This is a genomic window from Prauserella cavernicola, from assembly GCF_016595675.1.
Classification (GTDB): domain Bacteria; phylum Actinomycetota; class Actinomycetes; order Mycobacteriales; family Pseudonocardiaceae; genus Prauserella_A; species Prauserella_A cavernicola.
Genome location: NZ_JAENJH010000010.1, coordinates 209,770 through 223,438 on the forward strand (window position 1 = coordinate 209,770; position 13,669 = coordinate 223,438).

The 13,669-nt window shown below is 70.5% G+C and carries 13 protein-coding genes; 8 read left to right on the forward strand and 5 right to left on the reverse strand.

Annotated features, from left to right (window positions below; translation table 11 throughout):
* From JHE00_RS29635 to JHE00_RS29655, 5 genes are all read left to right on the forward strand, one after another.
* On the forward strand, window positions 1–475 hold a 475-nt coding region (locus tag JHE00_RS29635; protein ID WP_307832175.1), incomplete at its 5' end, for a hypothetical protein.
* Window positions 475–1,095: a DUF3558 domain-containing protein gene (locus tag JHE00_RS29640; protein WP_200324472.1), complete on the forward strand. Its 621-nt coding sequence runs from the start codon at window positions 475–477 to the stop codon at window positions 1,093–1,095. The genes JHE00_RS29635 and JHE00_RS29640, both read left to right, overlap by 1 nt.
* A 2-nt stretch (window positions 1,096–1,097) precedes the next feature.
* Complete coding sequence (locus JHE00_RS29645; RefSeq protein WP_200324474.1) at window positions 1,098–2,462, forward strand: hypothetical protein; 1,365 nt, start codon at window positions 1,098–1,100, stop codon at window positions 2,460–2,462.
* 6 nt (window positions 2,463–2,468) lie between these two features.
* The gene (locus JHE00_RS29650; RefSeq protein WP_200324476.1) at window positions 2,469–3,206 is read left to right on the forward strand and encodes an ESX secretion-associated protein EspG; all 738 of its coding nucleotides are present in this window, start codon (window positions 2,469–2,471) and stop codon (window positions 3,204–3,206) included.
* 60 nt (window positions 3,207–3,266) lie between these two features.
* Window positions 3,267–3,698 carry a VOC family protein gene (locus JHE00_RS29655; RefSeq protein WP_200324478.1) on the forward strand — a complete coding sequence of 144 codons (432 nt, stop codon included), beginning with the start codon at window positions 3,267–3,269 and terminating at the stop codon, window positions 3,696–3,698.
* A 3-nt stretch (window positions 3,699–3,701) separates the two neighbouring features.
* Here JHE00_RS29655 and JHE00_RS29660 read toward each other — a convergent pair whose 3' ends face one another.
* Window positions 3,702–4,463 carry a phytanoyl-CoA dioxygenase family protein gene (locus JHE00_RS29660; RefSeq protein ID WP_200324480.1) on the reverse strand — a complete coding sequence of 254 codons (762 nt, stop codon included), beginning with the start codon at window positions 4,461–4,463 and terminating at the stop codon, window positions 3,702–3,704.
* Window positions 4,464–4,595: 132 nt separating this feature from the next.
* Here JHE00_RS29660 and cynS point away from each other — a divergent pair, with 132 nt between their 5' ends.
* Window positions 4,596–5,042, forward strand: a complete 447-nt coding sequence (gene cynS, locus JHE00_RS29665; RefSeq protein WP_200324482.1) for a cyanase — start codon at window positions 4,596–4,598, stop codon at window positions 5,040–5,042.
* Window positions 5,043–5,048: 6 nt separating this feature from the next.
* On the opposite strand, the gene JHE00_RS29670 is transcribed toward cynS, so the two are convergent.
* The 3 genes from JHE00_RS29670 to JHE00_RS29680 are packed head-to-tail and all read right to left on the reverse strand — an operon-like array spanning window position 5,049 to window position 9,716.
* Window positions 5,049–5,807: an enoyl-CoA hydratase/isomerase family protein gene (locus JHE00_RS29670; protein ID WP_200324484.1), complete on the reverse strand. Its 759-nt coding sequence runs from the start codon at window positions 5,805–5,807 to the stop codon at window positions 5,049–5,051.
* A gap of 19 nt (window positions 5,808–5,826) precedes the next feature.
* Window positions 5,827–6,789, reverse strand: a complete 963-nt coding sequence (locus tag JHE00_RS29675; RefSeq protein ID WP_200324486.1) for an ABC transporter permease — start codon at window positions 6,787–6,789, stop codon at window positions 5,827–5,829.
* Window positions 6,786–9,716, reverse strand: coding sequence for an alpha/beta fold hydrolase (locus tag JHE00_RS29680; RefSeq protein WP_200324488.1), 2,931 nt, complete (start codon window positions 9,714–9,716; stop codon window positions 6,786–6,788). Before JHE00_RS29680 ends, JHE00_RS29675 begins: the two co-directional genes overlap by 4 nt.
* A 253-nt stretch (window positions 9,717–9,969) precedes the next feature.
* Here JHE00_RS29680 and JHE00_RS29685 point away from each other — a divergent pair, with 253 nt between their 5' ends.
* Window positions 9,970–11,025 carry a TerC family protein gene (locus JHE00_RS29685; protein WP_200324490.1) on the forward strand — a complete coding sequence of 352 codons (1,056 nt, stop codon included), beginning with the start codon at window positions 9,970–9,972 and terminating at the stop codon, window positions 11,023–11,025.
* A gap of 38 nt (window positions 11,026–11,063) precedes the next feature.
* Window positions 11,064–13,016, forward strand: a complete 1,953-nt coding sequence (locus JHE00_RS29690; RefSeq protein WP_200324492.1) for a S9 family peptidase — start codon at window positions 11,064–11,066, stop codon at window positions 13,014–13,016.
* On the opposite strand, the gene JHE00_RS29695 is transcribed toward JHE00_RS29690, so the two are convergent.
* Window positions 13,013–13,666, reverse strand: a complete 654-nt coding sequence (locus JHE00_RS29695; RefSeq protein ID WP_200324494.1) for an RES family NAD+ phosphorylase — start codon at window positions 13,664–13,666, stop codon at window positions 13,013–13,015. The two genes, JHE00_RS29690 and JHE00_RS29695, sit on opposite strands and share 4 nt — an antisense overlap.
* Between the last annotated feature and the right edge of the window lie 3 nt (window positions 13,667–13,669).

The following is a 13,669-nucleotide window of genomic DNA, read 5'->3' on the forward strand; positions in this document are numbered from 1 at the left end:
GAACGGTCAGGTGGATACCGCCGCGGCGCAGGCTGCGATGTCGGTGATGCCGGGTGGTGCCGCGGTGGGTGGCGCGCTTGCGACGTTCAACAACATGAATTTCATTGTCGACGGCAAGTCGTCGTCGGGCCCGGGCGCGGGTGGTGGCTTCTCGATGAGCCGAGAAGAAGCCGAGGCCGCGCTGGAAGAAGCCCGAGGTGTCGCCGCCGACCTGGCGGAGCAGGCGGAAGGTGCAATGGAGTTGCAGCAGACTCAAGCACCGGCTGACGATCCGGCCACGATGGGGTTCAACCAGGTTGGCCTTGAGGCTTTCGGCAACGGGGCTCAGCACGTTGCGGCGGAGCGGGACTACTGGCGCAGCTTAGTAACGGCATTGGAGAAGGCACTCGGGGTTTACCAGGAAGCTGACGAACAAGCTGGCCAGGACATCGGCAAGTCCGGCAGGCAGAAGGATTCAGGCGGAGGGTTGATCTGATGGGGCGCGTTTCCACGGCGATGGTGGGATTCAGCGTGCTTTTGGTGGCCGGATGCTCAGGGGGAACCGGTGGCGAGGCGCTGCCGGCGCCGCAGTCGTCGGGAACCTCTTCTACGGGGGCGTCGTCCGATAATTCCGAGTTGCCGCACAGCGGGGCACCTGCGGTGGCGAACCCACTACCAGAGGCCGTGATCTCGGGCGATCCATGCGAGGCGCTGACGGCGCAACAGGTTGAAGAAGCTTTGGGCGACGGTGCCTCTCAGGGCGAGCGCAAGGATCTTGACGACGTGGGGCCACGGTGTTCTTGGTCTGACCCCACCACCGGGGGCGGTTTCTCATTGACCTTCAGCAATCAGACGCGCCAAGGTTTGAGCGCTTACTACGCGAATACTCAGCCACAGTCGGCGGTTTTTCGAGACGCTGGGCCCATTGACGGCCTTCCAGCGGTCGAATACAAGACAACCGAGGACGACGTCGCATGCGGATTCGCGGTCGGCCTGGCTGATGAGTACGCGGTAGGCATCGTGGTGACGTTGAGCCGGGCGAATGAAGGCAACGACGCGTGCGAGCCCGCGAAGCGGGTCGCGGCCATGGCTGTGGGGAACCTCAAGGGGGAGTAGCGATGGGGCTGTTCGGTAATCAGGCGGCTGCCACCGGGGTGATGTGGGAGCTCCTGGCTGAGCAGGGCATCATGCCGCTGCCGGAGCTGGTCCGGCGCGTGCACCAGGGAGACTCGGCGCGGTGGCACGAGGCTGCGCAACAGGCCAACGGCCTGGTGACAGGTCATGATGACGCCGGTGACCGCGGTACTCGCATGTTGCGCGGCCTCGAGAGTGCGTGGACCGGGGACGGGGCCGAGGCCGCGGCCGACAAGATCCGCGCCGGGTTGAAGGCCACCCAGACCTCCTCGGAGGTCTACGGCGCCAACGCCCGCCAGTACACCGACAGCGCCCACGCCTTCGACAACGTGCGTTCGCAGCTCACGGCCATGGATGACCAGGCGCCGGAGCGCAGCGCATGGGACAACCTGACTCCCTGGGACACCGACCAGGAAGACAAGATCAACCAGTACAAGGCGCAGCTCGAGCAGAACCGCCAGACCTACCAGGCCTACGAGCAGACCATGAAGTCCTCGCAGCAGGGCGTGCAGAAGGACTTCGGGTCCCTCGGGCCGCTCGACGGCGGGCTCGGCAAGATCGACTTCGGCACGGGGACCACCGGCAAGGAAAGCTCGGGTACCGGGGTCATCACGTTCAACGAGTCTGGCGGTCAGCAGCAGGCGCAGCCGGGAGGGTCGTCCGTGACTCCGGCTGGTCCTGGGGGCTCGGGCGGTCAGGTGAACACCGGCGGCAGCCAGAACTTCGCGTCGAACCTGCCCGCGGCGTCCCAGCCCGATGACTCGACCTCGGCGGCCGGCTACACGCCGCCGGGCGGCACCGGTCCCGGCGGGTACTCGCCGAACGTGCAGACACCCGGTTACCAGCCAGGGAGCGGTCAGGGATCGAACTTCGGCTCGGGCAACGCCTACGCTCCGCCCGGATTCGGGCCTCCCGGAGGTGCGGCGGGCGGCCGGTTCTCCGGGCCCGGTGCGGGTGGTGCTTCGGGTGGTTCCGTCGGTGGAGTCGGTAGCGGGTCCGGAAGCGGATCAGGCGGCGCCGCGGGTCGGGTCGGGAGCGGTGGGATTCCCGGTGGCGCGGCCGGTGGCCTCGGCGCTGGCAAGGGCACCGGCGCGGCTCCCTTCGGCCCCGGCGGTCAGGCCGGCGGCGCGGTCGGCGGCTCGGCAGGCGGAAGCGGCGGCGCACGCGGCATGGGCGGCATGGGCGCGATGGGCGGCGGCGCCGGACGTGGCCGCGGCTCCGACGACGAGGAACACCAGCGCCAGTACGTGCAGGACACCGACGAGGCGTTCAGCCTCACCGACGACGACGAGCCCCTGCGCGACCCGAACACCGGCGCTGTCGTCACGCCGCCGACCATCGGTGGCTGACCGGCCGTGCCTGTACTGACCCGTCCCATCACGGTGCCGCGCGCCGTGTTGCTGTACCTGTGGGAGCTCGAGCAGCTCGGCGACGCGCATCCCGTGCTCGGCGGGTTCGATCTCTTCGTGCCGCAGGACGCACGTGGCGACTTCACGCGCGAGTGCTTCCGGGCGCTTACCGAGCTCGGGCTCGCCCAGAACGGGGCACTCACCCGCGATTTCCGGGTCGTGCTGCGGGTGCTGGCGTCGTCGGACCGGGAACTCTACTGCTGGAGCGCCCACGCCGACGATCGCCTGGATCGCAAGCTCCTGGCCAGTGCCAGCGGCGGCGAGGCCGTGGCGATGCAGGTGCGCGGGGAGACCGTGTCGATCGTGCCGATCGACGAGCGGCGGCTGGTCGAGGAGTTCGTCGAGGAGCTGCCGCGGGTTCCGGCCGCGCCCGTGCGGGAGCTGGCGGTCGCGACGCGGGATTTCGAGGCGCGCCACGAGCTGGGGGACCCGCTGGACTCCGGGCCCAACCCGGCGAAGGAACTCGCCAAGCAGCTCGCCGCGCCGCGGGATGCGGTGCACCAGGTCTATGCGGCCGGCGTCGCGGACGGCCGGTTCCGTCGCAGCAAACCGTTCTCGGTGATCGATGTCCGGGACGAGGGTCGCGTATTGGTCTTCGCGGACGGGCAGGACAACCTCCGTCGCCTGCCAGGGACACCGGCGAACCTGGCGAAGACGCTGGTCGCGACGTGGCGGTCGATGTAGGCCCCCCGGAATTGTCGGTGCCCCCGGGCACACTGGGCCCCGACAGAACGGGGAGACGACATGGCTCTGGGCGTGCAGGTGACCTTCGACGCGGCGAATCCGCGGAAGCTGGCTGAGTTCTGGGCGCTGGCACTGGACTACGAGGTGCAGCCGCCTCCTCCGGGGTTCGCGTCGTGGGAGGAGTTCGCGGAGAAGCTCGGGTTCCCACCCGAGGAATGGGACTCGAAGTCCGCCGTCGTCGACCCGGCGGGCCAGGGGCCGCGGTTGTTCTTTCAGCGCGTTCCCGAAAGGAAGACGGCGAAGAATCGCGTGCACCTCGACATCAACGCGAGCGCGCCGCACCACGGCACCGAGCAGGGCTGGGAGCAGGTGCTGGCGCGGGCCGAGGTGCTGAAGCAGGCCGGTGCCTCGGTGCTGCGCGAGGTGAACGAGCCCGCCGGTCGCTGTCTGGTGCTGCAGGACCCGGAGGGCAACGAGTTCTGCGTGCAGTGAAGCTCAGGCGTTCAGACCGTCCAGCACCGCTCGCGCGATCGGGCTCGGGCGCTCGGCGTCCAGGTCGAGCGGGGCCCGGGAGTGCAGGGGCGGCTGGGCGATGAAGCGCGGTGTCCGCCCGCGGTGCGGCTGCGCGGCGTGCACCAGGAACGGGTGGCAGAGGTAGACGTCGCCGGGATCGCCGGTCGCCAGTTCGACCGGGCGGTGCTCGGAGGCGGCGACCGCGTCCTGGCACAGCGGCAGCCACTCGCGGCCCTCGTCGCCGTCGTCCTTCAGCAGCGGCGGCACGTCGAGGTGGGATCCGACGCGGATCCGGGTCGGGGCGTCGTCGGGGCCCACCTCCGAGAACAGGAACAGCATCAGCAGCGCGCGTTCCCTGGACCGGAGGTTGATGCGGGCCTCTCCCTCGGGCCCCGCGAAGCTCGCGTCGAGGTGCCAGCCGTCGTCACCGGGCTCGCCGGGCACGGGAAAGCGCACCGGGAACGTGCCGAGTCCGAGCCTGGGCACCCACGCGCGCTCGCCCGCAAGCTGGTCGAACGCCGTGTGCAGCGCCGTGGTGCTCGCGGCCCGCTGGAACGGCTCGGTGGCGAACCCGCCGAGCCGGATGACGGGCCGGGTCCACGTGGCCGGGTCGTTCCGGTCGCACCCGGTCTCCGCCCACAGTTCGTCGAGGCACTGGCCGGCGACGTCGCTGGGGAAGGCCCTGTCGAGGCGCACGAAGCCGTCGCGGACGAACTGCTCGACCTGTGCTGGGGTCAGTGCCACGGGCTTCACACGCTCCTCGGTGCTCGATCGGTCGCGTCATGCTCGGCGGGCGGCGGGCATGTGGTCAAACCGTTTTCCAGCACCGCTCGCGCCGAAACGTTCGCGCAACACGGCGGCACTACGTTCGGCGCCATGCTGACGAAGATGGAAGCAGGCCGTGCCGTCGTCGAGGCGAAGACGCGGCTGGGGCTGACCTGGCAGAAGCTCGCCGACGTCCTGGACGCGCCACTCGCGTGGACCACCGCCGCGTTGCTCGGGCAACACCCCATGAGCGCCGAGCAGGCCGAGGCGGCCGCGAGCGTCCTGGAACTCGGGCCCGACGTCGTCGAGGCCCTGCGGGCCCAGCCCTCCCGCGGCGCGCTCGAGGACGCCGTGCCGACCGATCCGACGATCTACCGCTTCTACGAGGTGCTTCAGGTCTACGGGCCGACGATCAAGGAACTGATCCACGAGAAGTTCGGCGACGGCATCATGAGCGCCATCAACTTCAAGCTCGACGTCGACCGTCGCGAGGACCCCGGTGGCGAGCGCGTGGTGGTGACCCTCGACGGCAAGTTCCTGAAGTACCAGTGGGGCTGAGACCCCTCAGCCGAGCACGGAGCGCACGTACTCTTTGATGGCGGCGAGCGTCTCCGGCGCCGACCAGAGTTCCTCGACCCTGGCGTCGTCGGAGGCGCGCTGCTCGCTGATGCGCACGCGGTAGGGCCGGTGGATCTGGTTCTTGGTGTGCGCGAACGCCGACGCCGAGGCTGTGCCCAGCGTGCGGGCCACCTCGAGCGCGCTCGGCAGCACCTGGTCGGCTCCGGTGACCTCGTCGACGACGCCGAGCGAGAGCGCGTCGGCCGCCCGCAGCGTCTGGCCGGTGTAGGTCAGCGCGGGCAGGCGCTGCGTGCCGTACGCGCAGCGCACGACCTCGGTGGCCACGAGCGGGAACGGCACGCCGACGAGGAGCTCGGTCAGCCCGATCCGGCCGTGTTCGGAGTTCATCACCCGGTGGTCGCTGGCGGCGGCGAGCACGCAGCCGCCTGCGATCGCGTGCCCGTTCACGGCGGCCACCACGGGCCGAGGGAAGTCGAACACGCTGAGGAACGCGTCGGACAGCGCGGGCAGGAACTCCGCGACGTACTCGGCGCCGCCGTCGGCGATCCGCTTCAGGTCGACTCCGGCGGAGAACACGCCGCCGGTTCCGGTGAGCACGACGGCGCGGTAGGTGTCGTCGCCGGCCAGCGCGTCCAGACGCGCCACCAGGTCGCGGCACAACTCGGTGTCGAGCGCGTTCGCCTTGCCGTGCTCGATGCGGAGCACGGCGACCCCGTCGGCTGGTTCCAGGTGGATCGACGTCATCGGGATCCCTTCGGACGGGCTAGCTGGTGATGTCCTTTGTAGCGAATCTGCGCGCCGCGAGCAGGCCGAAGATCGTGGCGTAGACGACGGCCGAGAGCGCGCCGCTGGCCATCTGCGTCCAGTCGATGTCGGTGGCGATCAGGTCCATCCAGGCGAACGAGTAGTGCGTCGGCAGGAACTGCCGCAGGTCGCCCAGCGCGGTGATCTGGTTGAGGATCTGCGACAGGATCGACACCAGCACCGTGCCGCCGACCGCCCCGAGCGGTGCCTCGGTCGACACGCTCAGCAGCAGTCCCAGCCCGGCGACCCACGACAGCTGGATCATGATGTAGACGCTGCCGAACAGGATCGCGAGCAGGCTCTGTCCGAACGAGATCGAGTCGCCGGTCGGGCTGATCGCCTGGCCCGCGCCGTACCAGAGCACGCCCACGAGCAGCGACACCAGCGGCAGCACCGCGAGCGTCATCGCCGACAGCAGTGCCGAGGTGATGGCCTTCTGCCGCAGCAGCCGGTGCCGTGGAACGGGGATCGCGAGCAGGTACTTCAGGCTCGACCACGACGACTCGCTCGCCACCGTGTCTCCGAAGTACAGCGCCACGATCATCGGCAGCAGGAACGAGCCGGACACGAACAGCGCCAGCACCACGAAGTTCGGTGCGCTCGCCGTGGCGAGGTCGATGAAGCCGCCCGAACGCTGGTTCGGGTTCGCGTCGCCGATCTCGAACGCCACCACGAGGATGAACGGCAGCAGCGCCACCATGGCGAACACGAGCTGGGTGCGCCGCCTGCGCAGCTGCCTGCGCAGCTCGACGCCGAGGCGCAGGGTCCGGCTCGCGCGGTAGCCGCCGACGGCGCCGTCCTCGGCCACCGCTGTGGCCTCGGCACTGGCCGCGTCGGTCAGTTCCTCCAGCGCCGACGGGTCGGTGTGCACGCCGTGGTCGAGGCGGGCGTTGTCCTCGGCCGCATTGCTCGCCTTGCTCATGAGCTGCTCTCTTCCCCGACCAGTTGCAGGAACGCGTCTTCGAGCCTGCGCCGCGGCCCCGCCTGCTCCACCGACACGCCCGCTCGGACGAGCGCGGCGACGGCCTCGGACCGGGCGAGCCCGTCGAGATCGGCGTGCACGAGCGAGCCCTCGATGTCGACATCGGACACTCCGCCGACCGCGCGCAGCGCCTCGGCGGCCGCCTCCGGGTTGTCGACCCGGAACGTCGCCTCGCCGCCGGCGGCGACGATCTCGTGGACCTCGCCGGAGGCCACGAGCCTGCCGCGGTGCATGACGACCACGTGCGTGCAGGTCTGCTCCACCTCTGCCAGCAGGTGGCTGGACACGACCACCGTGCGCCCGGTCGCCGCGTAGCGCTGCAGCACCTCGCGCATCTGGTGGATCTGCGGCGGGTCGAGCCCGTTGGTGGGTTCGTCGAGTACGAGCAGCTCCGGCAGGCCGAGCATGGCCTGGGCGATCGCGAGCCGCTGCCGCATGCCCTGGCTGTAGGTACGGACCCTGCGGTGCACGGCGTCGCCGAGTCCCGCGATCTCGAGTGCCTCGGTGAAGTGCGCCTTCTCCTCGGGCCGTCCGGTGGACTGCCAGAACAGCCGCAGGTTCGCCTCGCCGGACAGGTGCGGCAGGAAGCCGGAACCCTCCACGAACGATCCGATGCGCGAGAGCACGGGCGCGCCGGGGGTGATCTTGTAGCCGAACACCTTGATCTCGCCCTTGCTCGGCGTGATCAGCCCCATCAGCATGCGCAGGGTGGTGGTCTTGCCCGCTCCGTTGGGGCCGAGCAGACCGAGCACCTGGCCGGGTTCGACGCGGAACGACAGGTCGTTCACCGCGGTGAGCCCGCCGGGGTAGGACTTGGTGAGCCCCTCGATCACCATCGGTGTCTCGGCCAGCTCGGGGTCGACCCGGTGCGAGCGCTTGCGCCGCATCGCGCCGATCGCGGCCACCACGGCCGCCGCGAGCAGCGTGCCCGCGATGCCGAGCAGCTGCGGCACGGGCCAGCCGGAGGTCACCGTGGTGCCGGGGACCACGGGCACCGCCAGCGCCGGATCCCCGGCCAGCGAGATGCGGTAGGCGGCGGGTGCGGTGGGCGTGGCGTAGGACTGGTCGGTGGTGCCCACGACGAGCTGCAGCGCGTGACCCGACTCGATCGGCCGCACCACGCCGGGCAGGGTCACGGTGACCTCGACCGGAGAGCCGTCGGCGGGCAGGTCGGGGATGCGGATCGGGGCGATCGCGCTGCCGGGCAGCGTGCGGCTGCCATCGGGGTTGACGTCGTAGAGCTTGGCGAACAGGACCGCGCCGCCCTCGGGAGCCGGTCCCTCGGCGGCGACGCGGAGCCGGACCGTCGAGGAGCCCGCGACCAGCAGCTGTGAGTCCACCGGCTGCGAGGTGAACGTCGCGGACTGGCCGGGCGGATCCACCGAGAACAGCCCGGACAGCCGGGACGAGCCCGCCACCACGCGGTTGAGCCCGGGGATGCCGCTGACCGCGGCCGGGGTGCCGCCCGGCGGCCGCACGACCGGCTGCTCGCCGCCGGTGAGCGCGACGTCGCGCCGCTGGGTGACACCCGAGGTCAGGCCCGGGTAGGCGGGGGCCTCGACGCTGCGCACCGAGGGCGCGCCGTTGGCCCGCAACGAACCCTGGACGTCGTAGGTGAACGGCGTGCCGGGGTCGTCGCCCTCGCCGGTGAGGTGGTGGTGCAGGAAGTCGGCGATCTTGCCGCGCAGCTGGGCTCCGGGGCCGCCGCCGTCGTGACCGCCCGTGTACCAGATCGTGGAGACCTGGCCGCCCGCCTCGGCGATCTGCCTGGCGTTGGCGTCGGCCTGGTCGAGCCCGAACAGGGTGTCGCTCTCGCCCTGCACCAGCATCGTCGGCACAGTGATGTCGCCGGTGACCGAGGCGGGGGAGACGCGGCGCAACAGGTCGAGCGTGCTCTGCTCAGCCTGGCCGTCGGTGGCGACGTCGGTGTAGGCCGCGCAGACCTCCTGGGTGAACCTGCCGCACGTGCCGCTGCGCTGGTCCGCGCCGGGCCGCTGCTGTCCGCGCGGTGCCGCCGCCGGGGACGAGGCGCCGCCCGCGCCGCCGCTCGTACCGACGTCGTCGTTGTCGCCCTCGTCGCCGGGTTCGACGGCGTCGGGCCCGGGACCGCTCGACGGTGAGGGGACGCCGAGGCCCGCTGCGAACAACGTGCCCGCCCAGGCCTGCTTGAGCACGCCGTTGTCGCCGAACGCGCCGGGTGAGGGCGTGCCTGCCTGGATCTGGCCGCTGGTCGCGGCGTTGGGCAGCAGCGACTGCGCGAGGTCGTTGTAGGTGATCACCGGGGCGATCGCGTCGACCCGCTCGTCGGTGCCCGCGAGCATCAGGGCGAGCGCGCCGCCGTAGGAGGCGCCGGTGACTCCGACGCGCGGATCGCCGTCGGAGTCCTTGAGCACCTCGGGCAGTCCTGCCAGGTGGTCGACGAGCCGGGAGGCGTCGGCCACCTCGTAGTCGGGGTCGTTCAGCGAGATCTGGCCGGTGCTCTGGCCGAATCCCCTGGCCGAGTAGGTCAGGACCACGAAGCCGTGGTCGGCGAGCTCCTCGGCGTCCCGGCTGACGCTGTTCTTGTCGCCGCCGAAGCCGTGCGGCAGCAGGATGGCGGGCGCGGGCGTCTGCTCGGGCACGTACAGCGTCGCGTCGAGCTGGACGCGCTCCTCGGAGCCGGGCGCCGCCGCCACGTCGATCGTCGCGTCCTGGGTGCTGAACCGGACGGGCTCGTCGCCGGAGCTCAGCCAGACGCCTCCGCCCGCGACCAGGACGGCGACCACGGCGAGCAGCGTCAGCAGGCGTCCACGACGGCTGCGTGGCAGGGGAGTTCGGGGCACGGAGTTCACAGTATTGGGCGTTTCCTGAGAACTCTCGACGGGCATACCCGGCCGAAGAGGAATAGGGTTGCCGCCTGTGACAGAGGTTACGCACGTAAACAACGTGACGTGCGTGATCGTGTCTGGCTTTCCGGAGTTCGACCCGCGATGATGGAGGCGTTGTGGAGGGGAGTATTCCTTCGCGACGGCGTCGTCAGCACGGCCGCCCGGCAGGGCACCCGGCGCCGTTGGCCGGTGCATCCGGTGGAAGAGACCTCCGGGTAGTGGCCGCTATCCCGCTAACCGGAGGATTTGTTACATGACGGTGCCTTTGTGGCTGTGGTTCGCCACTATTGGTGGTCTGCTCGTCCTGATCGCCATCGACCTCGTGATCGTGGACCGCAAACCACATGAGGTCACGACGGGCGAAGCCGCTCGCTGGGTGACGTTCTACGTCTCGTGCGCCGTGCTCTTCGGCATCGGCGTATGGGTGTTCGGCGGGCACGACCCTGGTGTCGAGTTCTTCACCGGGTACATCACCGAGTACTCGCTGTCCGTCGACAACCTGTTCATCTTCATGGTGATCATGGCGTCGTTCAAGGTGCCGGCGATCCACCAGCACCGCGTGCTCCTGATCGGTATCCTGATCGCGCTCGTCATGCGCGGTGGGTTCATCGCCGTCGGCGCGGCGCTCATCAACCAGTTCGTCTGGATCTTCTTCCTCTTCGGCGCGATTCTCGTGTGGACGGCCGTGAGCATGGTCCGCAGCGCGGGCTCGCACGAGGAGTACAACGAGAACGCGGTCACCCGCTGGGTGCGCAAGGTCTTCCCGGTCACCGACGACTACGTCGGTCACCACTCGATCGTCAAGAAAGATGGCAAGCGCTACATCACGCCGATGTTCGTGGTGATCGTGGCCATCGGTAGCGCCGACCTGCTGTTCGCGGTGGACTCGATCCCGGCGATCTTCGGCATCACCCAGGACGCCTTCCTGGTGTTCACGGCCAACGCGTTCGCTCTGATGGGTCTGCGGCAGCTGTACTTCCTGCTGGGCGGACTGGTCAACAAGCTCGTCTACCTGTCCTACGGTCTGGCGATCATCCTGGCCTTCATCGGTGCCAAGCTGGTGCTGCACGCGCTGCACGAGTACCACGTGACGCCGGCCTGGCTGGAGATCAACAACTGGATGTCGCTCGGCGTCATCGTGGCGGTACTGACGATCACCACGATCGCCAGCCTCATGAAGGCCAAGCGCGATCCGGAGGCTGCCGCCTCGGGCGGGATGGACCTCAAGGCGTCTGCTCCGGAGCAGCGTGAGGAGCAGGAGCAGGACGACAACAGCGAGCAGGAAGCCGGCTCGCGCACCGAGAAATAACTCGTTAGTTTCGCTAAGGATCGGGTACTGTCGGGGTGGTGCGCCCCGTTGACCTCGAACTGATCGCCGCCCCCGGCAGGCCGGCCTTCGCCGGTGACTCGATCCTCGTCGCACTGTCTCGGCCCGATCTGGCCGGCGACTCCTACCGGAGTTCGCTGCGCCGGGTCGGGCCGAACTGCGTCGACACCCCGTGGACCCACGGTGAGCGCGACAGCGCACCCGCCGTCTCGCCGGACGGCGCCTGGGTCGCCTTCCTGCGCGCGACCGGCACCTCGGGTCCGCTCTCGAAGCCGCAGGTCCACGTCATGCCCGTCGCGGGCGGCGAGGCCAGGCGGATCACCGAACTCCCGCTCGGCGCGGACGCACCCGTGTGGGCGCCCGACTCGCGCCGGATCGCCGTCACCGCGCGCGTGCCGGAGCCCGGTCGTTACGGACTCGCGCGCCAGGACGAGGACACCGCGCCCGAGGCAGGCGCCGAGGCGCCGAGGCGGATCACCCGCTACGACTACCGCATCGACGACGTCGGCTTCCTGCGCGACCGGCCGAAGCGGCTGTTCGTCGTGGACGCGCTGGACGCCGATGCCGAACCCGTCGAGCTGACGACCGGCGAGATCGACGTCGCCGATCCGGCGTGGACTCCCGACGGCCGCGCCGTGCTCGTCGTCGCCCCGCGCGACTGGGGACGTGTCGAAACGCAGCACGACGACCTGTACGAGGTCCCCGCGGACGGCGGTGAGCCCGTGCTGGCCGTGCGCACCCGCGGCGCCGCGTCGCATCCGACGGTCGCCGACGACGGCACCATCTACTACCTCGGCACGGAGTTCGAGGGACTCGCCAGCGTCGCGCGCAATGCGGGGCTGTGGGCGGCGCGGCGCGGCGGCGACACCGAACCGCGCAGGCTCACCGACCCCGAGACCGTCGACTGCGCCGAGTCCGTGGGCGAACCGGTGCCGCACGGCGACGGTGTGCTCGTGGTGGTGCGTCACCGCGGCGCAGCCGAGCTGCGCTCCGTGCCCCGTACCGCCGACCACGCCGAGCTCGACGCGCTCCCGCTGCTGGCGGGCGAGCAGGCCGCGGTGCGCTCCTACGCCGTGTCCGGCGATCGGATCGCCCTCGTGCAGGCCGGGCCGCTCGACGCGGGCGAGGTGGTGCTGGTCTCCGGCGACACGACGCAGACCCTCACGGACTTCTCCGCGCCACTGCGGGACCAGGGTGCACTGCTGCCCGCCCAGGAGCTGACCGCCACCGCGCCGGATGGCTACCCGGTGCACGGCTGGCTGGTCGCGCCCGAGGGCGAGGGCCCCCACCCCGTCCTGCTCGTGATCCACGGCGGACCGTTCGCGCCCTACGAGTGGAGCCTCTTCGACGAGGCCCAGGTGTACGCCTCGGCCGGCTACGCCGTGGTGCTCGGCAACCCGCGCGGTTCGGCGGGCTACGGCGAGTCGCACGGCCGCTCGGTGATCGGGGCACTCGGCACCGTCGACGCCGACGATCTGCTGGCGCTGCTCGACGCCGCGCTCGAGCGTTCCGATGTGGACAGCGAACGCGTCGGCGTGATGGGCGGTTCCTACGGCGGGTTCATGACCGGCTGGCTCGCCTCCCACCACGGACAGCGATTCCGCGCCGCGTGGAGTGAGCGCGCCGTGAACGCGTGGGACTCGTTCTCGGGCAGCTCCGACATCGGCTGGTTCTTCACTGAGGGCTACGTCGGCGACGACCCGGCGGAACAGCGCAGGCGCAGCCCGTTGAGCTACGCCGCCGACATCGACATCCCGTTCGCCGTGGCACACTCCGAACAGGACTGGCGGTGCCCGCTGGAGCAGGCGCAGCGGATGTTCGTGGCGCTCAAGAAGAACGGCACGCCCACGGAGTTCCTGCTGTTCCCCGGTGAGGGCCACGAGCTCAGCCGGTCGGGCACGCCGCGGCACCGGCTCCAGCGCTTCGAGGCGATCCTGGAGTGGTGGTCGCGGCACCTGCCCGTCAAGGACTAGTTGAGCATCAGGTAGTTCAGCTCCTGGCAGACGCGGCTGAGCGGCACGTCGAGGCCGGGGTGGTCGAGCGGCAGCAGGACGTCCGGCGAGACGGGCAGTGCCCCGCCCGCGGGCGGGTCCCACAGGCAGATCGCGGGCGAGCCCGAGTCCATCGACGAGCGGTACCAGACGCCGTCGAGGTCGCCGAACGCCGCGCGCACCGCCCTGGCCCACGCCTGCGTGATCTTCTTGGGGCCGCTGGAGATCTCCTGCGAGGCGCCCACGCGCGTGGGCCACAGCCCGGACAGGTCGAGTAGCCGCAGCGTGCGTGAGGGCCGGACGACGACCAGGTGGGGGCCACGTGTCTTGCGGTCGACGGTCGAGGTGGTCTGGAACACCTCGGCGATGCTGGTGCGCACGGACAGTCCGAAGTAGAGGACGCCGTTGTGCGGATCGTGCACCGACTCGCCGTGCCGCGGCTGCTGTGGGTCGAAGCGGCCGTGGGGCAGGGGGCCGGTGTAGCGGAACGTGTCCCAGCGTTGCGGGTGGTTTCCGCGCGCGGTGAAGACGCGCACCAGGCGGGTGGCCGGGTGCACGGCGACGATGTCCTCGTTTCTGCGCAGCTCGTTGAGCAGTACGGCGCGCGCAGGTGGCAGTGGCAGCCTTGCCATGGG

Coding starts and splice junctions, on each gene's coding strand:
- JHE00_RS29685 (WP_200324490.1), top strand. CDS start 9,970: ATGACGGTGCCTTTGTGGCTGTGGTTCGCCACTATTGGTGGTCTGCTC.
- JHE00_RS29670 (WP_200324484.1), bottom strand. CDS start 5,807: ATGACGTCGATCCACCTGGAACCAGCCGACGGGGTCGCCGTGCTCCGC.
- JHE00_RS29645 (WP_200324474.1), top strand. CDS start 1,098: ATGGGGCTGTTCGGTAATCAGGCGGCTGCCACCGGGGTGATGTGGGAG.
- JHE00_RS29640 (WP_200324472.1), top strand. CDS start 475: ATGGGGCGCGTTTCCACGGCGATGGTGGGATTCAGCGTGCTTTTGGTG.
- cynS (WP_200324482.1), top strand. CDS start 4,596: ATGCTGACGAAGATGGAAGCAGGCCGTGCCGTCGTCGAGGCGAAGACG.
- JHE00_RS29675 (WP_200324486.1), bottom strand. CDS start 6,789: ATGAGCAAGGCGAGCAATGCGGCCGAGGACAACGCCCGCCTCGACCAC.
- JHE00_RS29680 (WP_200324488.1), bottom strand. CDS start 9,716: ATGCCCGTCGAGAGTTCTCAGGAAACGCCCAATACTGTGAACTCCGTG.
- JHE00_RS29655 (WP_200324478.1), top strand. CDS start 3,267: ATGGCTCTGGGCGTGCAGGTGACCTTCGACGCGGCGAATCCGCGGAAG.
- JHE00_RS29695 (WP_200324494.1), bottom strand. CDS start 13,666: ATGGCAAGGCTGCCACTGCCACCTGCGCGCGCCGTACTGCTCAACGAG.